General features: G+C 68.8%; 24 protein-coding genes. 22 read left to right on the forward strand and 2 right to left on the reverse strand.

Going from position 1 to position 21395, the window contains the following annotated elements; all coding sequences use genetic code 11:
* Window positions 1-85 precede the first annotated feature (85 nt).
* From ACH46_RS06120 to groES, 15 genes are all read left to right on the forward strand, one after another.
* Window positions 86-406: a hypothetical protein gene (locus ACH46_RS06120; protein WP_062392134.1), complete on the forward strand. Its 321-nt coding sequence runs from the start codon at window positions 86-88 to the stop codon at window positions 404-406.
* A complete protein-coding gene (locus ACH46_RS06125; protein WP_062392135.1) occupies window positions 394-1026 on the forward strand; it encodes a hypothetical protein in 633 nt (210 codons plus the stop codon). Before ACH46_RS06120 ends, ACH46_RS06125 begins: the two co-directional genes overlap by 13 nt.
* Complete coding sequence (locus tag ACH46_RS06130; protein ID WP_062392136.1) at window positions 1023-1268, forward strand: hypothetical protein; 246 nt, start codon at window positions 1023-1025, stop codon at window positions 1266-1268. Before ACH46_RS06125 ends, ACH46_RS06130 begins: the two co-directional genes overlap by 4 nt.
* The gene (locus ACH46_RS06135) at window positions 1265-1723 is read left to right on the forward strand and encodes a hypothetical protein (RefSeq protein ID WP_062392137.1); all 459 of its coding nucleotides are present in this window, start codon (window positions 1265-1267) and stop codon (window positions 1721-1723) included. The genes ACH46_RS06130 and ACH46_RS06135 overlap by 4 nt, the downstream gene beginning before the upstream one ends.
* Window positions 1724-1741: 18 nt before the next feature.
* Entirely contained in the window at window positions 1742-2002 is a 261-nt protein-coding gene (locus tag ACH46_RS06140) for a hypothetical protein (protein WP_157851015.1), read from the forward strand.
* Between the two features lie 26 nt (window positions 2003-2028).
* On the forward strand, window positions 2029-2931 hold the full coding sequence (locus tag ACH46_RS06145; protein ID WP_062392139.1) for an alpha/beta hydrolase family protein: 903 nt from the start codon (window positions 2029-2031) through the stop codon (window positions 2929-2931).
* A 17-nt stretch (window positions 2932-2948) separates the two neighbouring features.
* Window positions 2949-4811 (forward strand): glutamine--fructose-6-phosphate transaminase (isomerizing), encoded by a 1863-nt coding sequence (glmS, locus tag ACH46_RS06150; protein ID WP_062392140.1) that lies wholly within the window; start codon window positions 2949-2951, stop codon window positions 4809-4811.
* 16 nt (window positions 4812-4827) lie between these two features.
* On the forward strand, window positions 4828-6255 hold the full coding sequence (locus ACH46_RS06155; RefSeq protein ID WP_062392141.1) for a bifunctional ADP-dependent NAD(P)H-hydrate dehydratase/NAD(P)H-hydrate epimerase: 1428 nt from the start codon (window positions 4828-4830) through the stop codon (window positions 6253-6255).
* 5 nt (window positions 6256-6260) lie between these two features.
* Window positions 6261-7421, forward strand: coding sequence for an alanine racemase (alr, locus tag ACH46_RS06160; protein ID WP_062392142.1), 1161 nt, complete (start codon window positions 6261-6263; stop codon window positions 7419-7421).
* The gene (locus ACH46_RS06165; RefSeq protein ID WP_082399439.1) at window positions 7414-8658 is read left to right on the forward strand and encodes an alpha/beta fold hydrolase; all 1245 of its coding nucleotides are present in this window, start codon (window positions 7414-7416) and stop codon (window positions 8656-8658) included. Before alr ends, ACH46_RS06165 begins: the two co-directional genes overlap by 8 nt.
* Window positions 8651-9100, forward strand: a complete 450-nt coding sequence (gene tsaE / locus ACH46_RS06170) for a tRNA (adenosine(37)-N6)-threonylcarbamoyltransferase complex ATPase subunit type 1 TsaE (RefSeq protein WP_062392144.1) — start codon at window positions 8651-8653, stop codon at window positions 9098-9100. Before ACH46_RS06165 ends, tsaE begins: the two co-directional genes overlap by 8 nt.
* Entirely contained in the window at window positions 9097-9819 is a 723-nt protein-coding gene (gene tsaB, locus ACH46_RS06175; RefSeq protein ID WP_226995782.1) for a tRNA (adenosine(37)-N6)-threonylcarbamoyltransferase complex dimerization subunit type 1 TsaB, read from the forward strand. The genes tsaE and tsaB overlap by 4 nt, the downstream gene beginning before the upstream one ends.
* Window positions 9812-10318, forward strand: a complete 507-nt coding sequence (rimI, locus tag ACH46_RS06180) for a ribosomal protein S18-alanine N-acetyltransferase (protein ID WP_062392146.1) — start codon at window positions 9812-9814, stop codon at window positions 10316-10318. The genes tsaB and rimI overlap by 8 nt, the downstream gene beginning before the upstream one ends.
* Window positions 10315-11343, forward strand: a complete 1029-nt coding sequence (gene tsaD / locus ACH46_RS06185) for a tRNA (adenosine(37)-N6)-threonylcarbamoyltransferase complex transferase subunit TsaD (protein ID WP_062392147.1) — start codon at window positions 10315-10317, stop codon at window positions 11341-11343. Before rimI ends, tsaD begins: the two co-directional genes overlap by 4 nt.
* 166 nt (window positions 11344-11509) lie before the next feature.
* Window positions 11510-11806 (forward strand): co-chaperone GroES, encoded by a 297-nt coding sequence (gene groES, locus ACH46_RS06190; protein WP_062392148.1) that lies wholly within the window; start codon window positions 11510-11512, stop codon window positions 11804-11806.
* 93 nt (window positions 11807-11899) lie between these two features.
* On the opposite strand, the gene ACH46_RS06195 is transcribed toward groES, so the two are convergent.
* On the reverse strand, window positions 11900-12196 hold the full coding sequence (locus ACH46_RS06195; RefSeq protein WP_082399441.1) for a WhiB family transcriptional regulator: 297 nt from the start codon (window positions 12194-12196) through the stop codon (window positions 11900-11902).
* Between the two features lie 402 nt (window positions 12197-12598).
* On the opposite strand from ACH46_RS06195, the gene ACH46_RS06200 reads away from it, so the two are divergent.
* The 3 genes from ACH46_RS06200 to ACH46_RS06210 all read left to right on the forward strand — a co-directional run bounded on the left by ACH46_RS06200 (window position 12599) and on the right by ACH46_RS06210 (window position 14924).
* Window positions 12599-13414 carry a hypothetical protein gene (locus tag ACH46_RS06200; RefSeq protein WP_062392149.1) on the forward strand — a complete coding sequence of 272 codons (816 nt, stop codon included), beginning with the start codon at window positions 12599-12601 and terminating at the stop codon, window positions 13412-13414.
* Between the two features lie 83 nt (window positions 13415-13497).
* Window positions 13498-14073: a sigma-70 family RNA polymerase sigma factor gene (locus tag ACH46_RS06205; RefSeq protein WP_062392150.1), complete on the forward strand. Its 576-nt coding sequence runs from the start codon at window positions 13498-13500 to the stop codon at window positions 14071-14073.
* The gene (locus ACH46_RS06210; RefSeq protein ID WP_082399444.1) at window positions 14070-14924 is read left to right on the forward strand and encodes an anti-sigma-D factor RsdA; all 855 of its coding nucleotides are present in this window, start codon (window positions 14070-14072) and stop codon (window positions 14922-14924) included. The genes ACH46_RS06205 and ACH46_RS06210 overlap by 4 nt, the downstream gene beginning before the upstream one ends.
* Window positions 14925-15040: 116 nt before the next feature.
* Here the strand turns inward: ACH46_RS06210 and ACH46_RS06215 are convergent, their stop codons facing one another.
* Entirely contained in the window at window positions 15041-15427 is a 387-nt protein-coding gene (locus ACH46_RS06215) for a DUF5319 domain-containing protein (RefSeq protein ID WP_062392152.1), read from the reverse strand.
* Window positions 15428-15493: 66 nt separating this feature from the next.
* Between ACH46_RS06215 and guaB the strand changes: the two genes are divergently transcribed.
* The 4 genes from guaB to ACH46_RS06235 all read left to right on the forward strand — a co-directional run bounded on the left by guaB (window position 15494) and on the right by ACH46_RS06235 (window position 21355).
* Entirely contained in the window at window positions 15494-17005 is a 1512-nt protein-coding gene (gene guaB, locus ACH46_RS06220; RefSeq protein WP_062392153.1) for an IMP dehydrogenase, read from the forward strand.
* Window positions 17006-17069: 64 nt separating this feature from the next.
* On the forward strand, window positions 17070-18236 hold the full coding sequence (locus tag ACH46_RS06225; RefSeq protein WP_062395050.1) for a GuaB3 family IMP dehydrogenase-related protein: 1167 nt from the start codon (window positions 17070-17072) through the stop codon (window positions 18234-18236).
* Window positions 18237-18326: 90 nt separating this feature from the next.
* A complete protein-coding gene (locus ACH46_RS06230; protein WP_062392154.1) occupies window positions 18327-19547 on the forward strand; it encodes a cytochrome P450 in 1221 nt (406 codons plus the stop codon).
* 62 nt (window positions 19548-19609) lie between these two features.
* Window positions 19610-21355, forward strand: coding sequence for a GMC family oxidoreductase (locus tag ACH46_RS06235; protein WP_062392155.1), 1746 nt, complete (start codon window positions 19610-19612; stop codon window positions 21353-21355).
* Window positions 21356-21395 lie beyond the last annotated feature (40 nt).

Here is a 21395-nt window from a genome sequence, read left to right on the forward strand (position 1 = left end):
CCGGGTCTCCGGCGGGGGCGAAGTCTCTTTCGTCCGGGCTCGGCGTGTCGCGGAACCGAACCGCGTCCCGCTGCGTCCAATCAACATGAGCGAGGAATACGAGAGCGGGGTCTGCGTCGATCTCGACGTCGTCGATCGACTGACCCGCACCCAGCAGGACGTCGTGGCGGTGGTCGACGCCTGCGCCGTCGAACTGGCGTCGGGTGACCTGTGCCGGTGGGCCGACGACGGTCCGGTCCGCCGAGCCGCGGAGCAGACCGCCGATCAGCTGCGCGACCTCGCCGCGCGCTTCCGCAGTTGCGGGATCGCCGTCGATGCGGTCGCGACCGATCTCGCCCGAGCCGGGCGGGCGTTCTCCGACGCGGAGGACGCCGCGGTGGCGGCGGTGACGGCATGGACGAGATGACGTCGTGCGCTGACGGCTTCGTCGCGCTGATCACCGCCTGCCGGGAGCTGGGACTGACGGGCGTGGATGACACGACGGTTCGGGGTCCCCACCGTCGGGTCGACGAGTTCCGTCACGCCGACTTCGCCGCTGATGCCCGTCGACTCACGGCTCTGGTCCGACGGCTGGCCGGCGTCTCCGTGGTCGGCGCCGTCTCGTCGGAGCCGGGGGAGTCGGTCGCGGACTGGACGGGTCGGTCGGGCAGATCGGCGGGCGGAGCCCTGCGCGTGGTCGGCGCCGAACTCGCCGACCTGTTCACGCGCCTCGACGACGGTGCCGCCGCCACCGCCCGCGCCGACGCGGTCCTGGGCGGGGTGCTGCGCCGGCACCGGGCCGTGCTGGCGACGGTCAGCAAGCCGATGCTCGGCGGCTTCGATCTGGAAGCCCTGCCTGCCGCACTCAATTCCGGTGCCCTGCACCCGAATTCGCTCCGGGGCGAGGTTCAGGCACGCCTGGACTACGCGGAGGCCGCAGGTCAGTTGGCCGGGGAGGCGATCGTCGGAGCCGTCGAACAGGTGGCGACGGCCTGGGCCGCCTACGCCGGATCCGACGGTGACCTCGCACTGGCGGACCTGCGATGACCGGGGCCCTGATCCGTTTGGAGGAGATCGCGACGCGCGCCGACGCAGGGTTCGACGACGCCGAGCGTCGCTACCGAGACCGAGTCTCGGCGCTGCGACCGCCACCGAAACGGGAGAGCGCGGCGGTACGAAGGGTGCGTGCCCGCCTGGTCGCCGACGTCGACGCCGCAGACGGTGTGGTCCCGCAGTTGCTGCTGCCCGCCGGGCTCGACGCCGCCCGCCCCGGCGTTCGGCGACGGTGATCGACGATGCCGACTTCAACTTTCGGCGACTGCCCGGTGGAGCTCGTTTGCCGTTCACTTTCGCGGAGATCGCTCCTCTGAACGAGTGGGACTATGCGCACTTTCTGGGAGTTGATGGGACCGGCGGCGGCGGGCACAACCACGGGTCGATGATTCCGAACGCAACTCGATTCGGCGCCGATGTCGATTCGCTGCCACGACTCCAATCCGTCCAGAACTCAGCTTTGCGCCGACACACCATGACTCGATTCGACGAAGATCGCGGAACGTTTTTGATCAGAGGGCTTGCGATCGTCGGCGACATTTTCACTGTGGTGGACGTCGTGGTCGATACGCTCGCGATTCCAGTCAGCATCTATCCGGTCAACGGGGACTTCGTCAGGCGGAATGACTATCGGGGGCTCGATGCTGGGCCTGCTCCACTTGACTTGCGCTCCTCGCGAACTGGGTTCTAGGAGACTAAAATGCACACTATGGATTGCCTGGAAGCCGTTGGTGAATTGCGGAAGGCCGGCGTGTCGTTGCGGCCTGAGCAATCGGTCGGCGACGCAATGCTTGTGCTTTTCAGCGCTCTCGGGGCAGGTGTTCGACAGAGTGTCGTCGTCGCCCCCGAGGTTTTGGACGGTGTCGACGAACTCCTTGGGCGCGTCCAACTGAGGCCTGGCGCGGGCACGCTGACCGTCGCGCTTGCGAATCTCGAATCTCTGCGTGTCCTGAGTCGTCGGGCCGCATGAGTCCACCGATGTCATAGGGTGGACTCGTGTTCGGGAACAAGAAGGTCGTGGCGCCGCCGCCCGACAAGCTGATGACAGAACTCGCCCGTCGTGGACCGAACAAGGTCGACCGCGGCGACCTCGGCATCGTCGGCATGTCCGGGCAGCTCTTCGCGCCCCGCACCGGCCGCGACCTCCCCGCGATCGCGTTCGGACACGGCTGGCTCGTCGGCAGCGCCCGGTACCGCGACCTCCTGTTCCATCTGGCGTCCTGGGGCATCGTCGTCGCCGCACCCGACGGCAGCAGGGGACTGTTCCCCTCCGACATCGAACTCGGCACCGACCTCCGTGCCGCGGCCACCGTCGTCAGCAGTGTCCGCCTCGGCACCGGCGCCATCACCGTCGATCCCGCGAGGATCGGGATCGCCGGACACGGCTTCGGTGCCGCAGCCGCGGTCCGTGCCGCCTCCGACGCCATCCTTCTCGGTCGGCCGCCGATCCGAGTCAAAGCGCTCGCGAGCGTCTTCCCGGCACCGACCACCGCCGACCTGACGGCGGCGGCGTCGACCGTCACGGTCCCGTCACTCGTCCTCGCGGGCTCCGCCCACCTGTCGTCGATGACCGGCAACGCGCTCGACGTGGCCGAGAACCTCGCGGGTGATGTGGCATTCCGCACACTCGCGGGAACCGATGCGCGCGACCTGATCGAGACGCCGTCGGTGAAGTCGCTCATCGGCGTCAACGGTGCGGACAGGTCCGTTCACAAGGCGGTTCGCGCGCAGCTGACCGGCTTCTTCCTGCATCAGCTGACCGGCGACGAGAAGTATGCGGCGTTCTCCGATCCGGACGTGACCATGGGCGACGCCCTGGCAGTGGACCTGCCGAACGAAGAACGGCCCGAATTGGACCACGTGTCGCAGTTGCTCGGCTCTAAACCGCGCTCCGCCTGACGCTATTCTTGGTACCCATGTGTGGAATCGTGGGTTATGTGGGCAAGCGCGACGCGCTCGACATCGTCGTCGACGCCCTGCGCCGAATGGAATACCGCGGTTACGACTCCGCGGGCGTGGCGATCCTCGACGGACAGGGATCCCTCGCGGTCGAGAAGAAGGCCGGACGGCTGGAGAACCTCGACAAGCAGATCGCCGAAGTCGGCCGCGACAGTCTGGCCGGGAGCACCGGCATGGGGCACACGCGCTGGGCCACGCACGGTCAGCCCACCGATCGCAATGCGCACCCGCACGTCAGCACCGACCACAAGATCGCAGTGGTGCACAACGGCATCATCGAGAACTACGCGCCGCTCCGGACCGAATTGGAAGACGCCGGTGTCGAGTTCTCGTCGGACACCGACACCGAGACTGCCGTGCACCTGATGGAGCGCGAGTACACCGTCGGTGAGCACGCGGGCGACTTCGTGGCCGCCGCCTACGCCACACTTCGTCGACTCGAGGGCGCGTTCACCCTGGTCTTCACGCACGCCGATCATCCCGACACGATCGTCGCCGCTCGTCGTTCCACCCCGCTGGTCGTGGGGGTCGGCGACGGCGAGATGTTCGTCGCGTCCGACGTCACCGCATTCATCGAGCACACGCGCGACGCCGTGGAGCTCGGTCAGGACGAGGTCGTCGTCATCACCGCCGACGGCTACACCGTCACCGACTTCGACGGCGTCGTCACCGGCGGCAAGCCCTTCCACATCGACTGGGACCTCGCCGCCGCAGAGAAGGGCGGCTACGACTACTTCATGCTCAAGGAGATCGCCGAGCAGCCGGCCGCGCTCTCCGACACCCTCCTCGGGCACTTGCAGGACGGCCGGATCGTGCTCGACGAGCAGCGACTGTCCGATCAGGATCTGCGCGACGTCGACAAGGTCTTCGTCGTGGCCTGCGGCACCGCGTACCACGCGGGCATGATCGCCAAGTACGCCATCGAGCACTGGACCCGCCTGCCCGTCGAGGTGGAACTGGCCAGCGAGTTCCGGTACCGCGACCCGGTGCTCGACCGGTCGACGCTGGTCGTCGCGATCAGCCAGTCCGGAGAGACCGCCGACACCCTGGAGGCGGTGCGGCACGCCAAGGACCAGAAGGCCCGCGTCCTGGCGATCTGCAACACCAACGGTGCGCAGATCCCGCGCGAGTCGGACGCCGTGCTCTACACGCATGCCGGCCCGGAGATCGGCGTCGCGTCCACCAAGTGCTTCCTGGCGCAGATCGCCGCCGCCTACATGGTCGGTCTGGCCCTGGCACAGGCGGTCGGCACCAAGTACCAGGACGAGGTGGTCCGCGAGTTCGAGGCTTTGGAGCAGATCCCGCAGGCCGTCGAGAAGGTCCTGGAGCAGATGGAGCCGGTGCGCGATCTGGCGCGCCAGTTCGCGTCGTCGGACACCGTCCTGTTCCTGGGGCGCCACGTCGGGTACCCGGTGGCGCTCGAGGGTGCCCTCAAGCTCAAGGAGCTCGCCTACATCCACGCGGAGGGCTTCGCCGCCGGCGAGCTCAAGCACGGACCCATCGCCCTGATCGAGGACGGGCTGCCGGTCATCATCGTGATGCCGTCGCCGACCGGCCGTGCGCTGCTGCACTCCAAGATGGTCAGCAACATCCGCGAGATCCAGGCGCGCGGCGCCACGACCATCGTGATCGCGGAGCCGGACGACGACGCCGCAGCGGCCGTCGCGGATCACCTGATCCCGATCCCGGCGACACCGACCCTCCTGCAGCCGCTGGTCTCGACCGTCCCGTTGCAGGTCTTCGCGGCCACCGTCGCGCAGTCCCGCGGCTACGACGTCGACAAGCCCCGCAACCTCGCCAAGTCCGTCACCGTCGAGTAGCGGATCGGGCCGCACCGTGATCGGGTATTACACCGCCGCGCAGATCCGGGCCGCCGAGGAGGCGACCGGCGACCTGCTGACCGGCGGTGTCCTGATGGCGCGCGCCGCGAGCGCAGTCGCGGGTGCGGTCCTGACCCGGCTGCGGATGCGGACCGGGGGAACGTACGGCCGTCATGTGCTGCTGGTGGTCGGGGCCGGGAACAACGGCGGCGACGCCCTTTACGCCGGAGCGACCCTCGCCAAACGGGGTGTGCGCACGTCCGCACTCCTGCTCAGTCCCGACCGCGCACACACCGGTGGACTCGCCGCGTTCCTGCGAGCGAGCGGTCGGGTGGTGGACGCGGTGCCGTCGACGGTCGACGTCGCGGTGGACGCGGTCGTCGGACTCGGCGGACACGGGCCGCTGCGGCCTGCTGCCGCTCGGGTCTTCGACGAGGTGGCCGAACGCCGCGCGACGGTCGTCGCGGTGGACCTGCCGTCCGGGATCGACCCGGACACCGGCGTGGTGCATCGGCCGTCGGTGACCGCCGACGTCAGCGTCACCTTCGGCGCGCCGCGGATCGCCCACCTCCTCGCCGCACCGCAGTGCGGTGACGTGGTGGTCGCCGACATCGGACTCGACCTGCCCGCACCGGCGCTGTCGTCGCCGACCGACGCGGAGGTCGCCGCCCTGTGGCCGACACCCGGACCGCACGACGACAAGTACACCCAGGGCGTCGTCGGCGTCGTCGCCGGATCCCGTCACTATCCCGGTGCCGCAGTCCTCGCCACCTCCGCCGCCGTGGTCGCCACGTCGGGACTGACCCGCTACATCGGGCCCGCGTCGGACGCGGTCCTCGCGGCCTGCCCCGAGGTGGTCGCCGCGCCGACCGTCGACACCGCGGGGCGGGTGCAGGCCTGGGCGGTGGGCCCCGGATTCGGGACGGGTGACCAGGCCCACGACATCCTCTCGACTGTGTTGTCCGCCGACCTTCCGACCCTCGTCGACGCCGACGGGCTGACCGTCCTGGCCCGGCATCCGGAACTGCTGCGGGGACGGACCGCACCGACGCTGCTGACACCGCACGCCGGCGAGTTCGAACGCCTGGCGGGGCGGCGGCCGGAACCCGACCGGCTGTCGGCGGTCCGCGCGCTCGCCGCCGACCTGAACGCAACGGTCCTGCTCAAAGGCCGGATCACCCTCATCGCCGACCCCGACGGACAGGTCAGCGGTTCTGACGCCGGGTCGTCGTGGGCTGCGACGGCGGGAGCGGGCGACGTCCTCACCGGTGTCGCCGGTGCGCTGCTCGCCGCCGGGCTGCCGGCTCGCTCGGCGGGCGTCGCCGCAGCCCGAGTCCACGCGCGTGCGGCACTCCTCGCCAGTGGCGGAGCCCCGATCGGTGCCTCCGCACTGCGCGATGCGGTCGCTCCCGCGTTACGCGCGCTACTGAGTTTGCGACAATAGAGGCAATGGATTCGTACGCCAACCTCTACGCCACCGTCGACCTCGGGGCCATCGCCCACAACGTCGGCGTCTTGCGCGACTGTTCCGGCGCCGACGTGATCGCCGTCGTGAAGGCCGACGGCTATGCGCACGGTGCGGCACCCGTCGGCCGCGCCGCCCTCGCGGCCGGGGCCATCGCCCTCGGCGTCGCACAGGTCCGGGAGGCACGCCTGCTGCGTCGCGCCGGAATCGACGGGCACCTCATCGCCTGGCTGCACACCGACCACACCGACTTCGCCGGTGCCATCGCCGACGACATCGACATCGCCGTCTCGTCGCCTCGCCAACTGGTGCGGGTGGTCGACGCGGCCCGAACCGTCGGGCGCACGGCGACGGTCTCGGTGAAGATCGACACCGGCCTCGCTCGCAGCGGTGTCAGTCCGAATGAATGGGACGCCACGGCCGACGCCCTGGCCGCGGCCGCCGCGGAAGGCTCGATCCGCCTCTCCACGGCGATGTGCCACCTCGCCTTCGGCGATGAGCCCGACCATCCGCTGAACAGCCTGCAGTCGCAGCGGATCGACGACTGCGTCGCCGACCTGAAACGCAGGGGAGTGACACCGGACCTGGTCCACATCGCCAACTCGCCTGCCGCGCTCACCCGCCCCGACCTGGCGCACGACGCGGTGCGCCCCGGCCTGTCGATCTACGGCTACTCGCCGGTCCCGGATGTCGGCGACTTCGGTCTGATCCCGGCGATGACCCTGGAGACCAGCGTCTCCCTGATCAAGAAGATCCCCGCGGGACAGGGCGTTTCGTACAACCACACGTGGATCGCGCCGCGTGACACCGTGCTCGGCGTCGTCCCCGCGGGCTACGGGGACGGCGTCCCCCGCGTCCTGTCCGGGCGACTCGGCGTCCACGTGAACGGCCGACTGTTCCCGAATGTGGGACGCATCTGCATGGACCAGTTGGTCATCGATCTCGGCCCCGACGGCGGCGGTGTCGCCGAGGGTGACCGAGCGATCCTGTTCGGCCCGGCCACGGCCGCATCCGGCGAAGCGGTGCCGTCCGCGAAGGACTGGGCCGACGGCTGCGGAACCATCGACTACGAGATCATCTCGCGCGTCGGCTCACGAGCAGTGCGCCGCTATGTCAACGATCCGACGGGGGAAACGCATGGCTAGAAGAATCCGAAGACAGTCGAAGGCCGCGAAGGCGGTCGCACCCGACTCGACCGAGCCTACGGCTGCCGATCGGGTGATCCCGAAGCCGGTTCCCCGGTGGCGCTCAGGTCTGTCCGAGGTGGGATCGCTGGGGGCGGTCACCGCGGGACGCCGCAAGCAGCGCAAGTCGCGGCGTCGCGTCGACCCGAACTCCGGTGTCGACTTCACCGCGATCTACGGGGGTGAGGTCGCGACCGTCACCGCGGACGATGGGATCTCGCTGGCCGTCAGGACGGTCCTGACCGGAGGCTCCAAGACCGGCGGCACCGCCAATTGGGGGCGCACCGCGACCCCCGAGTTGACGGTGATCTTCGTGCACGGCTTCACCCTCCGGATGGCGTCGTGGCATTTCCAGCGGTTCGGACTCGCCAAGCGATGGGCCGATCGCAGCATCAAGATGGTGTTCTACGACCAGCGCGGTCACGGCGCCAGCGACGCTGCGCCCGACGAGAGCTGCACCATGGCACAGCTCGGCGACGACCTCGCCGCGGTCATCCGCACCATGGCCCCGACCGGGCCGGTGGTCCTGGTCGGTCACTCGATGGGTGGCATGTCCGTGATGTCCCTCGCGCGACGGCATTCGCGCCTGTTCTCGCACAGTGGCCGGATCGCCGGCGTCGCCCTCGTCTCGACCGCTGCCCGCGGCATCACCGAGGCCGGTCTCGGCGAAGGCCTCAACAACCCGATCGTCGGCGCCCTGCAGGTGTCGGTGAAGTACATTCCGAAGGCCGTCCAGGCCGGTCGCGGCATCACCCGTCGCGCCGTGGAACCAGTCCTGGTGGCGGCCAGTTTCGGCAAGGACTACTACAGTCCGTCCGCAGGCCACGCCGTCGAGAAGATGATTCAGAACACGCCGATCGCGACCATGGTCAGTTTCCTGCGTGTCCTGTCCAGCCACGACGAGGCCACCGCGCTGCCGGTGATCGCACAGGTCCCGTCTGTCGTCCTGTGCGGTGACGAGGACCGTCTCACCCCGATCCACAACTCGCTCAACATGTACGCGCAGCTGGGCGACGACTCGCGACTGGTGATCGCCGAAGGCTGCGGCCATATGCTGCCGATGGAGGATCCCGAGGCCGTCAACGACGCGATCGACGACCTGGTGACTCGTTCGCGGCTGGCGCTGGGGCGGCCGATGATGCCGTGGCGCGGCCGACGCGACACTGCGGCAGACCGACCGGCGGTCCGGCATGGCTGACCGCTCCGGCGGCACGCGCGACCTGCCCGACGTCGCCGACACCGAAGACCTCGGCCGGGAGCTCGCCGCCCAACTCGGGCCCGGCGACCTGGTGATCCTCGACGGTCCGCTCGGTGCGGGCAAGACCGCCATGACCCGCGGCATCGCCGCCGGACTCGGTGTCGGCGGCCGCGTGTCGTCGCCCACCTTCATCATCGCGCGCCAGCACCCGCCCGGCCCCGCGGGCGGCCCCGGCCTGGTGCACGTCGACGCGTACCGACTCGGCGGCCTCGACGACCTCGACGCACTGGACCTCGACACCGACCTCGACGACAGCGTCGTGGTGGTGGAGTGGGGCGAAGGCGTCGTCGAACGACTCGTCGACGAATACCTGATCGTCCGGATGCGTCGCGACGACGACAGCGAGACCCGACACGCGACCTGGGAATGGGTGAACCGATGACCGATCAGAACGAGAAGCCCGCCCGGCGCGTCCTGGTGGTCGACACCGCGACGTCCGCGGTCGTGACCGGCGTCGCGCTGGTGTCCGCGGCGGGGACGGTCACCACGCTCGCCGAACGGATCGTGGCCGATCAGCGGCGACACGCCGAGGTCCTCACCACCCTGATGCGCGACGGCCTCTCCGAGGCGGGCGTCGCCGGAACCGACCTCGACGCGGTGGTTGTGGGCACCGGACCGGGCCCGTTCACGGGGCTGCGCGTCGGCATGGCGACGGGTACCGCGTACGCGGACGCCCTCGGCATCCCGGCGTACGGGGTCTGCACTCTCGACGCGATCGATGCCGCACAGCCCGTCGGCGAGCCCGGACCTCGCCTGGTCCTGACCGACGCCCGTCGACGCGAGGTGTACTGGGCCGTCTATGACGCCGGGCGCCGGATCGCCGGACCCGACGTGAATGCACCCGACGCCCTCGTCGGCGAGCTCGCAGGCACCGAACTCGTCACCGCGGTCGGCGAGACCCGCTTCACCGAACGCTTCGGTTTCGTCGGCGCGGACCTCGTCACGCCGACGGTCGCCTCGCTGGCGTCGATCGCCGCCGAGCAGGTGCTCGCCGCACGGCCGGCCGAACCCCTCGCGCCGCTGTACCTGCGTCGGCCCGACGCCGTCGAACTGAAGGACCAGAAGCGCAAGTCGCTGCTTCCGGCGGCGCCGAATGACTGATCGGGCCGCACCGGTCATCGACGCGCTGGTCCCCGACGATCTGGTGCGCTGCGCCGAGATCGAGGCCGAACTCTTCGCCGGCGACTCGCCGTGGCCGCTGAGCGGCTTCGTCTCCGAGCTGCGCGCTCCGTACAACACCTACTTCGCCGCCCGACTCGCGCTCGGCGGACCGGTCATCGGGTACGCGGGCATCAGCGTCCTGGGGCGACCGGGGGAGCACGAGTGCGAAGTGCACACCATCGCCGTCGAACCCGGACATCAGGGCTCCGGCCACGGGCGGGCGTTGCTGGAGGCGATGCTCGAGGTTGCCGATCGCGTGCACGCGCCGGTATTCCTGGAGGTGCGCACCGACAACGATCCCGCCATCGCGCTGTACGAGCGCAACGGCTTCGAGATCGCCGGAACTCGACGCAACTACTATCAACCGTCCGGCGCGGACGCGTACACCATGGTGCGCGCCGCACGGACCACCGAGCCGGAAGGGCACGCGCACTCATGATCGTGATGGGCATCGAGAGCTCCTGCGACGAGACCGGCGTCGGGATCGTCGACTGGGACGGGGAAGGCGTCACCCTCCTCGCCGACGAAGTCGCGTCGAGCGTCGACGAGCACGCGCGCTACGGCGGCGTGGTGCCGGAGGTCGCCTCCCGCGCGCATCTGCAGGCCATCGTCCCGACGATGACCCGCGCCCGCGAAGCCGCAGGCATCGACCGGCCCGACGCGATCGCAGTCACCATCGGCCCCGGGCTCGCCGGCGCGCTGCTGGTCGGTGTCGCAGCGGCCAAGGCGTACGCCCTCGCGTGGGACGTCCCGCTGTACGCGGTGAACCACCTCGGCGGCCACATCGCCGCCGACACCCTCGAGCACGGGCCGATGCCGCCGGCCGTCGCACTCCTCGTGTCCGGTGGGCACACCCACCTGCTCGGCGTCGAGAACCTGTCGCAGCCGATCGTCGAGATGGGCACCACCGTCGACGACGCGGCCGGCGAGGCCTTCGACAAGGTCGCGCGGCTCCTCGACCTCGGCTATCCGGGTGGTCCCGCGCTCGATGCGATCGCCAGAGACGGCGATCCCGAGGCCATCGCGTTCCCACGCGGCATGACCGGCCCGCGCGACGCCCCGTACGACTTCTCGTTCAGCGGCCTCAAGACCGCCGTCGCCCGCCACGTGGAGAAGCGGGTGCGCGCCGGCCTGCCGGTGTCGGTGCCGAACGTGGCGGCGTCGTTCCAGGAGGCGGTGGCCGACGTGCTGACCGCCAAAGCGCTGCGTGCCTGCGCCGATCGCGGTGTCGACACCCTGGTGCTCGGCGGCGGTGCGACCGCCAACTCGCGGATCCGGTCGCTCGCGATCGAGCGGACCGCGGCGGCGGGCATCGATCTGCGCGTACCGAAACCCCGCTTGTGCACTGACAACGGCGTGATGGTGGCCTCGCTGGGGGCACATGTGATCGCCGGTGGGGCACCGCCCTCGCCGTTGACGGTGGCGACCGATCCCGGGATGAGCGTTCAGATCTCTAAGCTTTGAGCGATCACGGCGAGATTCGCACCCGTACCTGTTGAGTGCTGGCACTCGCATGGGTAGAGTGCTAGTTGGCTCCGAAATGCAGCGCTGCGGCACCCGCGACGACGTGGCAAAGCGATCCGGTGCCATGAACTTTCAATCAGTGACATGAAGGAAAAGGACTGACATCGTGGCGAGCGTGAACATCAAGCCGCTCGAGGACAAGATCCTCGTTCAGGCCGTCGAGGCTGAGACCACCACCGCTTCCGGCCTGGTCATCCCCGACTCGGCCAAGGAGAAGCCCCAGGAGGGCAAGGTTATCGCCGTCGGCGAAGGCCGCGTCACCGACCAGGGCACCCGTATTCCGGTCGACGTCCAGGAAGGCGACGTCGTCATCTACAGCAAGTACGGCGGCACCGAGGTCAAGTACGAGGGCCAGGAGTACCTGATCCTGTCGGCGCGCGACATCCTCGCAGTGGTCGGCTGATACAGCACCCAGACACGAGTCAGCCCCGGTTGAGATTCAACCGGGGCTGATTTGTTGCTTGCGGACGCTGCGCGGTCCGCGGCCGAGGCGATCTCAGCCGGCGAGGCGACGGGGGTTGCGGCGCCGCATGAGGTTCCGCTCGGACTCGGTGAGCCCGCCCCAGATGCCGTAGGGCTCATCGACGCTCAATGCGTGCGAACGGCACTGCATGAGCACCGGGCAGTCGGCGCAGACCTGCTTGGCCTGACGCTCACGCTGCATCCGTGCCCGGCCGCGTTCACCCTCCGGATGAAAGAAGACCGAGGATTCCAGGCCGCGGCACTTGCCATGCATCTGCCAGTCCCAGAAATCCGAGTTCGGGCCGGGCAATCGGTCGATCGTGGTGGTCAATCTGGCTCCTGAGTACGAGGCGCTTTCTCCTGACGTCGCTCACGGTATGTGGGTGGAGAAAAGCGAGTCAAACCCGGAATTCGGCGCCGTCCAGCGTCATTCGACTGGCGTAAATGAACGACAGGTTTCGTGATCGAGACCACCTTCTGCCTGCAATGATGCATCCTGGGCAGACAACGTGCACGGGTTGACCTGCAGGAACTGAGCAGCCCGAAGCCGTCCGCAGCCGGTTGTCGCGGGCGCCGGCCGGGATGCCACCATTGACGAAGATCGCAAGAAGGTTACGAATGCGATAACGCGAGTTGTCCGGTGCGGCAATCCTGGCCCGCATTGCTCACCGTTTGTTAGTCGAAATGAAATGTTCGCACCGCGCGTGAAAAGCGGGGGAGGAGAAGGATTCGAATGACGCAGTGGGGTAGCGCCTTCGGGATCGAGCCCACCGAATCGACCCCGACGGCCGCCGACCGATGGGCCCGTGCAGTCGACCTCGGCGCACGTGGTTACGCGGCGGCGGCTCGGACCATCGTCGACCGCCTCCTTCGGGAGGCGACGGTGCCCGCCGCTGTGCGGTCGGCGGCGCTCGCGACCCGCGCATCGCTGACTCGACAGGCCGGCGGCCACGCCATCGCACGCGCGGACGACGGCGCCGCGATACGAGCGGTGGCGGGGGACCACGGCCCGTGGGCGGTCGCAGCCCGCGTTGACGCGTTGATCGGCCTCGCAGCCGACGACCTGGGCGTCGGTGACTTCACCGCTTCCGGGCTGCTCCTGGATCGGGCGGCCGCCGAGCTCGGGGCGGCGGAGTCGAGCGACTGGATCTGCGTCGGTCGTCCGCGGTTGCGGCTGGGGTGGGTGCGCACCGAGTTGGCGCTCTACACCGGCGATCCGCGCGCTGCGGAGCTTGCTGCGAACGCTCGCGCGTTGTCGGTCGGCGCTCCGTCCGCGCGGCACCGGATCAAGACCGACCTGATCGCAGCCGCGGCGAGTGCGGCCGCAGGTGACATCGGACATGCGGCCGATGAGGCGCAGCGGCTGGCCGCGGCATGTCGGACGGCAGGCCTGCTGCCGTTGGAATGGGCGGCGCAGACCATGGTGGCAGGGCTGCGACCAGCGGCGATCGGTGACCGGCCGCCGGACCGGCTGCAGGAGGACCTTCGGCGACTCGGCATGGCCTTCCGGGCCTTGCCGAGTTCTGACGTTACGGATCGGTACGCTTGATCAATGACTGATGTACGGGAGCTGAGCGACGTTCCGCAGTCTGTCTTTTCTCGATTGAGTAACACTTGGGCACTGAAGCGGCGATGAAACTTACAGGTGAGGCGTTGGGCCAGGCGGTCCGTGCGGCCGCTGACGGCGACCGCGCTGCGCTGACCTCAGTTCTCGAAAGTGTCAGGGAGCCAGTCCTGCGCTACTGCCGAGGACGAATCGGTGCAGGAGAACGGCACTTGTTCTCCGCTGATGACGTGGCTCAGGAGGTGTTGATGGCGGTTATGACGGCGTTGCCCCGGTACGAAGACCAGGGCCGACCCTTCATGGCGTTCGTCTACGGCATCGCCTCACACAAGGTCGCCGACGCTATGCGATCGGCGGCTCGGGTGAAGTCCGACCCAGTGGACGAAGTGCCCGACGCCATGGATTTCGCCAACGGCCCAGAGCAGGCGGCTCTCGAGTCCGACGCTTCGCGCCGGATGAGGGACCTGCTCGGCACCCTGCCGGAGAAGCAGCGCGAGATCCTCGTGCTGAGGCTCGTGGTCGGGTTGTCAGCCGAAGAGACTGCCGAGATCGTCGGCAGCAGCCCGGGCGCGGTGCGCGTAGCGCAGCACCGTGCCCTGACAAAGCTCAAGAAGACAGTGAAAGCAGGAGGTGAACGTCGATGAGTGACGACGGTGTGACATCCGGCCCCATCGACGTTGGCGCGGTGAGCCGCGACGACGCATTCCTCGACAACCTCGCGGCCGGTCGCGCCGCGAACGTCGCCGACAGCGCCGAGTACGAGTTGGCCGGGCTCATCGCCCAGTGGAGAGTGGACTCGATCTCGAGCCCGATCCCGACGACTCCGACGGTCGCCGACATCGAAGCGGCGATCAGCCGTGCCAATGCGAGGGAGCGCCGCGGGGGACTGTCCCGTCGACTGCGGGTCGTCTCCGGCGCCGCTGCGGTGCTTGCTGTCGTCGGTGCGGGTCTGCTGGTGATGTCCGAGGGCTCGCAGCCCGGTGATCCCCTGTGGAGCGTGAAGCAGGTGGTGTTCGCCGAGCAGGCACAGCAGACTCAGGCGAAGGTCAATGCGGAGGCCAACATCCAGGCCGCCAAGGAGGCCCTCAAGGCCGGTGACGTCGTCAAGGCGAAGAAGTACATCGAGGAGGCGGAGAAGGACGTCGGCCCGATCAACGACAAGAGCGAGGTCGCGGATCTGCGCGAGGTGATCGACGACATCCGGGACCGCACCCTGAAGGAGTTGATCCCGAGGCTCTCGTCACTGCCGAAGCTGCCGCCGTCGACGACGACGGTGTCGCCGACCGAGGAGAAGCCGAACCCGACGGTGTTGCTCGAGTCGCCGACGCCGTCGACCAGCACCAGCAAGCCGTCGACCCCGCCCAGCGAGTCCACGACGAAGCCGTCGAAGCCGTCGAAGCCGTCGGAGCCGTCCAAGACCACCGAGCCGTCGAGCACCACGCCGACCGCATCGGGGACCGCTGAGACGATAGCGCCGACGACGGGCGTCAGCTGAGTCCGCCGGACCATCGGAACGCGAGAAGGGGCCGTGATCGAGAGATCACGGCCCCTTCTCGCGTTCGGCTCACGTCCGGTCGGCGCGACGCGGATCCCGCCGACTCGATTCGCGGCTCAGTAGCGTTCGTGATAGCGCAGCGAAGCGTCCGCGTAGCCGCGGCAGTAATCCCACGTCACATAGTCATCGGGCTGCGGATCGACGGCCGGCTCGTGGGGGCGAACCGTCCCGTCGACGAGCAGCTGACGCAGATTCGACCGGAGCATGTCCCAGTCGTGGTAGTGATCTTCATGACAGTCCTCGCACATCACCACAAGGCCCCGAACTCCCCGCGGGGAGAGGAGTCTTTCGTACACGTCGAGGTCGGCCAAATCCTCTTCCACGGCGGTACGTTCTCCCTCGTCAAGAGGGATTCCCGGGTCGAGTGCGTCGAGTGCCGACGCGGGGTCGTTCGGGTCGTCGGCGAACGGGTCCGGCGGGAGTCCTGCGAAAGGGTCATGCACGGTTTCCACCGTAGCCGATAACCCGCCGCGACGGCCTACTCCGCCGGGAGTCGATACGATGGTCAGATGACGCAGGTTCGCACTGGTGGAGATGATCCAAACAAGGTCGCAATGCTCGGCCTCACCTTCGATGACGTTCTGTTGCTCCCCGCGGCTTCAGACGTCGTCCCGAATGCAGTGGACACATCGTCCAAGCTGACTCGGGAGATCACCCTGCGGGTCCCGCTCGTCAGTTCCGCCATGGACACCGTCACCGAGGCGCGCATGGCCATCGCCATGGCCCGCGCCGGCGGCATGGGCGTGCTGCACCGCAACCTCTCCATCGAGGCGCAGGCCGCCGCCGTCGAGACCGTGAAGCGGTCGGAGGCGGGCATGGTCACCAACCCCGTCACCTGCCTGCCGAGCAACACGCTCGCCGAGGTCGACGCGATGTGTGCGCGCTACCGCATCTCGGGCCTGCCCGTCGTGGATGCGAAGGGCGACCTCGTCGGCATCATCACCAACCGCGACATGCGCTTCGAGGCCGACGACTCGCGACCGGTGTCCGAAGTCATGACCCCGGCACCGCTGATCACCGCCTCCGAGGGCGTCTCCGCCGAGGCCGCGCTCGGCCTGCTGCGTCGCCACAAGATCGAGAAGCTCCCGATCGTCGACGGCAACGGCAAGCTCACGGGTCTCATCACCGTCAAGGACTTCGTCAAGACCGAGCAGTTCCCCGACGCCACCAAGGACGCCGACGGCCGCCTGCTGGTCGGTGCCGCGGTCGGAGCCGGCGACGAGGCCTGGACTCGTGCCCTCACCCTCGCCGACGCCGGCGTCGACGTCCTCGTCATCGACAGCGCGCACGGCCACTCCCGCGGCGTGCTCGACATGGTGGGCAAGCTCAAGGCCGAGATCGGCGGCCGCGTCCAGCTGATCGGCGGCAACGTCGCGACCCGCGAAGGCGCTCAGGCCCTGATCGACGCCGGTGTGGACGCCGTGAAGGTCGGTGTCGGCCCCGGTTCCATCTGCACCACCCGCGTCGTCGCCGGCGTCGGTGCACCCCAGATCACCGCGATCCTCGAGGCCGTCGCCGTCGCGAAGGCCGCCGGCGTCCCCGTCGTCGCCGACGGCGGTCTGCAGTACTCGGGCGACGTCGCCAAGGCCCTCGCGGCCGGTGCGTCCACCGCCATGCTCGGCTCACTCCTGGCAGGCACCGCCGAGTCGCCTGGCGAGCTGATCCTCGTCAACGGCAAGCAGTTCAAGAGCTACCGTGGCATGGGGTCGCTCGGTGCCATGCAGGGCCGCGGCCAGGGCAAGTCGTACTCCAAGGACCGCTACTTCCAGGACGACGTCCTCGCCGAGGACAAGCTGGTTCCGGAGGGCATCGAGGGACGCGTTCCGTTCCGCGGCCCGCTGAACCAGGTCATCCACCAGCTGACCGGCGGTCTGCGTGCGGCCATGGGCTACACGGGCTCGGCGACCATCGAGGATCTGCAGAACGCGCAGTTCGTTCAGATCACCGCCGCGGGCCTCAAGGAATCGCACCCGCACGACATCACCCTCACCGCCGAGGCACCCAACTACTATGCTCGCTGAGTGGAGTCGCGGCGTGTGCGTCGCACACCCGCTCCACCGGAGAGTCCACTAGAAAGGCGCAATGGTGCGTGACCTCGTCGAATTCGGCATGGGCCGGACGGCCCGCCGGACGTACGAACTGGAAGACATCTCGATCATCCCGTCCCGTCGGACGCGATCGTCGAAGAACGTGTCGACGGCCTGGCAGATCGATGCCTACCGGTTCGACTCGCCGATCCTGAACCACCCGACCGACGCACTGGGCTCCCCGGACTCCGTGATCGCACTGGGCAAGGCCGGCGCGCTTGGCGTGCTCAACGGGGAAGGCCTGTGGGCCCGCCACGAGCAGGTCGAGGACAAGCTCGCCGAACTCGCGGAGATCGCCGAGAAGAACCCGGACCCGTCGGCCGCGATCCGACGCCTCCAGGAACTGCATCGGGCGCCGATCGACATCGACCTGCTGAGCCAGGCCGTGGCCAAGGTCCGCGCGGCCGGTGTCACCACCGCCGTCCGGGTGAGTCCGCAGCACGCTCCCGAGTTGACGCCCGCGCTCATCAAGGCGGGGGCCGAGATCCTCGTCGTGCACGGCACCATCATCTCGGCCGAGCATGTGGTGCTCGTGGACCGCGGTACCGACGACGGCGTCTCCGAGGAGCCGCTGAATCTGAAGACGTTCATCTCCGACCTCGACATCCCGGTGATCGCGGGCGGCGTGCACGACCACCGCACGGCTCTGCACCTGATGCGGACCGGTGCCGCGGGCGTCATCGTCGGCTACGGATCCACCGAGGGCTCCACCACCACCGGTGAGGTGCTCGGCATCGGCGTCCCGATGGCCACCGCCATCGCCGACGCGGCCGCGGCCCGTCGCGAATACCTCGACGAGACCGGCGGACGCTACGTCCACGTGATCGCCGACGGCGACATCCACACCTCGGGCGACCTCGCTAAGGCGATCGCCTGCGGGGCCGACGCAGCCGTCCTCGGCACGCCGCTCGCGGCCGCCGAGACCGCACCCGGCCACGGCTGGTACTGGCCGTCGGCCGCCGCCCACCCGGACACCCCGCGCGGCGCGCTGATGCAGGTGGCGCTCGACGAGGGACGCCCCTCGCTCGACACCGTCCTCAACGGACCGTCGGACGACCCCGACGGCCTGCTGAACCTGGTCGGCGGACTGCGCCGATCCATGGCGAAGGCCGGCTACTCGGATCTCAAGGAGTTCCAGAAGGTCGGACTCTCCGTCCGCGCCTGACGGCAGACAGACCACAGAGTAGGGCCCGACATTCGTGTCGGGCCCTACTCTGTTGCCGCGCCCGGCGACGATATCCGGCATCATCGGCACATGGTGGTCGAAACGCTTCCGTCGTACACGCTCCGCTCCGGACCCACATGGCGCGATCCGTACCCGATGTATGCGACATTGCGCGACCGCGATCCCGTCCACCACGTCGTTCCGGAGCGTCACCCCGACGACGACTTCTACGTCTTGACCCGACATGCGGACGTGATGGCCGCGGCCCGCGACTGGGAGACCTTCTCCTCGGCGCAGGGTCTCACCGTGAACTACGGCGAACTGGCGAAGATCGGACTGCAGGACAACCCGCCGATGGTGATGCTCGATCCGCCCGCGCACACCGATTTCCGCAAACTCGTCGCCCGCGGCTTCACACCCCGCCAGGTCACCACGCTGGAACCCCGGGTCCGCGAGTTCGTGGCGACGCGACTCGAGGACCTCGCGTCGCGCGGGGGAGGTGACATCGCGGCCGACCTGTTCAAGCCGCTGCCGAGCATGGTCGTCGCGCACTACCTGGGCGTCCCGGACTCCGACCGCGGGCAGTTCGACGCGTGGACCGACGCGATCGTCGCCGCCAACCCGGGCGCCGATCTGGGGTCGGCGGTGACCGGTGCGGCGGACGCGGTCGTCGGGCTGATGGCCTACTTCTCCGATCTCATCGATCATCGGCGGCGGCATCCCGGCGACGACACGGTGTCGCATCTGGTGACGGCGGGCGTCGCCGACGGATCCGATTCGGCGGGTGTGCTGTCCGTGCTCGCGTTCGCGTTCACGATGGTCGCCGGCGGCAACGACACGACCACCGGGATGCTCGGCGGCTCGGCGGCGTTGCTGACCGAGCGCCGCGACCAACGTCGCCTGCTGATCGACGAACCCGAACTCCTCCCGACAGCGGTCAACGAACTGCTCCGTCTGACGTCGCCCGTGCAGGGGCTGTGCCGAACCGCCACGCGCGACGTCGAGATCGAGGGCGTCGTCGTCCCCGCCGGGCGGAAGGTGCTCCTCTGCTACGCGTCCGCCAACCGCGACGAGCGCGTGTACGGACCGGACGCGGACGCCCTCGACGTGCGCCGTGACCCCGCGACCATCCTCACCTTCAGCCATGGCACCCACCACTGCCTCGGTGCGGCGGCCGCGCGGATGCAGGCGCGAGTGACGCTGCAGGAACTCCTCGCTCGATGCCCGGACTTCTCCGTCGACATCGAAGGAATCGAGTGGGCCACCGGGAACTATGTACGGCGTCCGGTGTCGGTGCCGTTCACGGCCTGAGCAGTCGACTTAGCCTGTACTTCCTTTCCCGATTGAGACATTACTCATTAGTATGGTCGGCTATGGCGCACACTGACTTCGACGTCCTGATCATCGGCTCCGGCTTCGGCGGAAGCGTGAGTGCTTTACGCCTGGTCGAGAAGGGATACCGCGTCGGTGTGATCGAAGCCGGACGGCGCTTCGAAGACGACCAGTTCGCCAAGACCAGCTGGCGACTGAACAAGTTCGTCTGGGCCCCGAAGCTCGGCCTGATGGGCATCCAGCGCGTCCACATGCTCAAGGACGTCATGGTCCTGGCCGGTGCCGGTGTCGGCGGCGGATCGCTCAACTACGCGAACACCCTGTACAAGCCGCCGACCCCGTTCTTCACCGACCCCCAGTGGAACCACATCACCGACTGGGAGGCGGAACTGACACCGCACTACGAGCAGGCCCGCCGCATGCTCGGCGTCGTCACCAACCCGTCGTTCACCAACTCCGACCGGATCATGAAGGAGGTGGCCGACGAGATGGGGGCCGGCGACACCTTCACCTCCACTCCGGTCGGCGTCTTCTTCGGTGCCAAGACCGGTGGCACGGGTGCTCCCGGTGAGAAGGTGGCCGATCCCTACTTCGGCGGCGCGGGCCCCGAGCGCACCGCCTGCACCGAATGCGGCGCCTGCATGACCGGTTGCCGCGTCGGCGCCAAGAACACGCTGCTGAAGAACTACCTCGGCCTCGCCGAGCGCAACGGCGCGCAGATCATCGACCGCACCACCGTCGACCGTCTGGAGCAGAAGTCCGACGGCTCGTGGATCGTGTCGACGCACGGCTCGTCGTCGTGGGGACCGTTCGGCGCGCACCGTCGTCAGTTCACCGCCGATCAGGTCATCGTCGCCGCAGGCACGTTCAACACGCAGAAGATCATGCACCGCGCCAAGGGCACCACGCTGCCGAAGGTGTCGGACGCGATGGGCGTCCTGACCCGGACCAACTCGGAGTCGATCCTCGGCGCCCAGGCGCGCTCGTACGACGCGAGCCGCGACTTCTCGGAGGGCGTCGCGATCACATCGTCGTTCCACCCGGCGGCCAACACCCACATCGAGCCGGTCCGCTACGGCAAGGGCAGCAACGCGATGGCCTACCTGCAGACCGTGCTGACCGACGGCGGCAGCGTTCCCAACCGCGTCGGTCAGTTCTTGAAGCAGATCATCAAGAACCCGTTCATGCTGATCCGTCTCCTCTTCGTCCGCAAGTGGAGCCAGCGCACGGTGATCGCCCTGGTGATGCAGAACAACAACAACTCGCTGACCACGTTCGTCCGCAAGCGCGGTCCGTTCAAGTACGTGACCACCAAGCAGGGCATCGGCGAGCCGAACCCCACGTGGATCCCGGAGGGCAACGAGGCCACCCGCCGCATCGCGGACAAGCTGCCGAGCGGCATGGCCGGCGGCACCTGGGGCGACATCCTCAACATGCCGATGACCGCGCACTACCTCGGCGGCTGCGTGATCTCCGACGACCCGGCCAAGGGCGTCATCGACCCGTACCACCGCGTGTGGAACTACCCGACGCTGCACATCACCGACGGCGCCGCGATCACCGCGAACCTGGGTGTGAACCCGTCGCTGTCGATCTCGGCGCAGGCCGAGCGCGCCATCTCGCTGTGGCCGAACAAGGGCGAGGCCGACACCCGTCCGGCGCAGGGGGAGGCCTACAGTCGGCTGGCACCCGTCGCGCCGAACGCGCCCGTCGTTCCGGCCGACGCGCCCGGCGCCCTGCGCCTCTCGATCACTCCGGTGAACACGAAGGCCGACAGCGCGTCCTAACGACGTACAGACACTTCTGCCGTTGATCAGGCCCCGGAGC

It is taken from the genome of Gordonia phthalatica (assembly GCF_001305675.1).
GTDB classification, from domain to species: Bacteria; Actinomycetota; Actinomycetes; order Mycobacteriales; family Mycobacteriaceae; genus Gordonia; species Gordonia phthalatica.

Bases quoted from the DNA above. Each gene is read 5' to 3' on its own strand.
- ACH46_RS06120 (WP_062392134.1), top strand. From the start codon at position 86: ATGAGCGAGGAATACGAGAGCGGGGTCTGCGTCGATCTCGACGTCGTC.
- ACH46_RS06125 (WP_062392135.1), top strand. From the start codon at position 394: ATGGACGAGATGACGTCGTGCGCTGACGGCTTCGTCGCGCTGATCACC.
- ACH46_RS06130 (WP_062392136.1), top strand. From the start codon at position 1,023: ATGACCGGGGCCCTGATCCGTTTGGAGGAGATCGCGACGCGCGCCGAC.
- ACH46_RS06140 (WP_157851015.1), top strand. From the start codon at position 1,742: ATGGATTGCCTGGAAGCCGTTGGTGAATTGCGGAAGGCCGGCGTGTCG.
- glmS (WP_062392140.1), top strand. From the start codon at position 2,949: ATGTGTGGAATCGTGGGTTATGTGGGCAAGCGCGACGCGCTCGACATC.
- alr (WP_062392142.1), top strand. From the start codon at position 6,261: ATGGATTCGTACGCCAACCTCTACGCCACCGTCGACCTCGGGGCCATC.
- ACH46_RS06165 (WP_082399439.1), top strand. From the start codon at position 7,414: ATGGCTAGAAGAATCCGAAGACAGTCGAAGGCCGCGAAGGCGGTCGCA.
- tsaE (WP_062392144.1), top strand. From the start codon at position 8,651: ATGGCTGACCGCTCCGGCGGCACGCGCGACCTGCCCGACGTCGCCGAC.
- tsaB (WP_226995782.1), top strand. From the start codon at position 9,097: ATGACCGATCAGAACGAGAAGCCCGCCCGGCGCGTCCTGGTGGTCGAC.
- rimI (WP_062392146.1), top strand. From the start codon at position 9,812: ATGACTGATCGGGCCGCACCGGTCATCGACGCGCTGGTCCCCGACGAT.
- tsaD (WP_062392147.1), top strand. From the start codon at position 10,315: ATGATCGTGATGGGCATCGAGAGCTCCTGCGACGAGACCGGCGTCGGG.
- ACH46_RS06200 (WP_062392149.1), top strand. From the start codon at position 12,599: ATGACGCAGTGGGGTAGCGCCTTCGGGATCGAGCCCACCGAATCGACC.
- ACH46_RS06205 (WP_062392150.1), top strand. From the start codon at position 13,498: ATGAAACTTACAGGTGAGGCGTTGGGCCAGGCGGTCCGTGCGGCCGCT.
- ACH46_RS06210 (WP_082399444.1), top strand. From the start codon at position 14,070: ATGAGTGACGACGGTGTGACATCCGGCCCCATCGACGTTGGCGCGGTG.
- guaB (WP_062392153.1), top strand. From the start codon at position 15,494: ATGACGCAGGTTCGCACTGGTGGAGATGATCCAAACAAGGTCGCAATG.
- ACH46_RS06230 (WP_062392154.1), top strand. From the start codon at position 18,327: ATGGTGGTCGAAACGCTTCCGTCGTACACGCTCCGCTCCGGACCCACA.
- ACH46_RS06235 (WP_062392155.1), top strand. From the start codon at position 19,610: ATGGCGCACACTGACTTCGACGTCCTGATCATCGGCTCCGGCTTCGGC.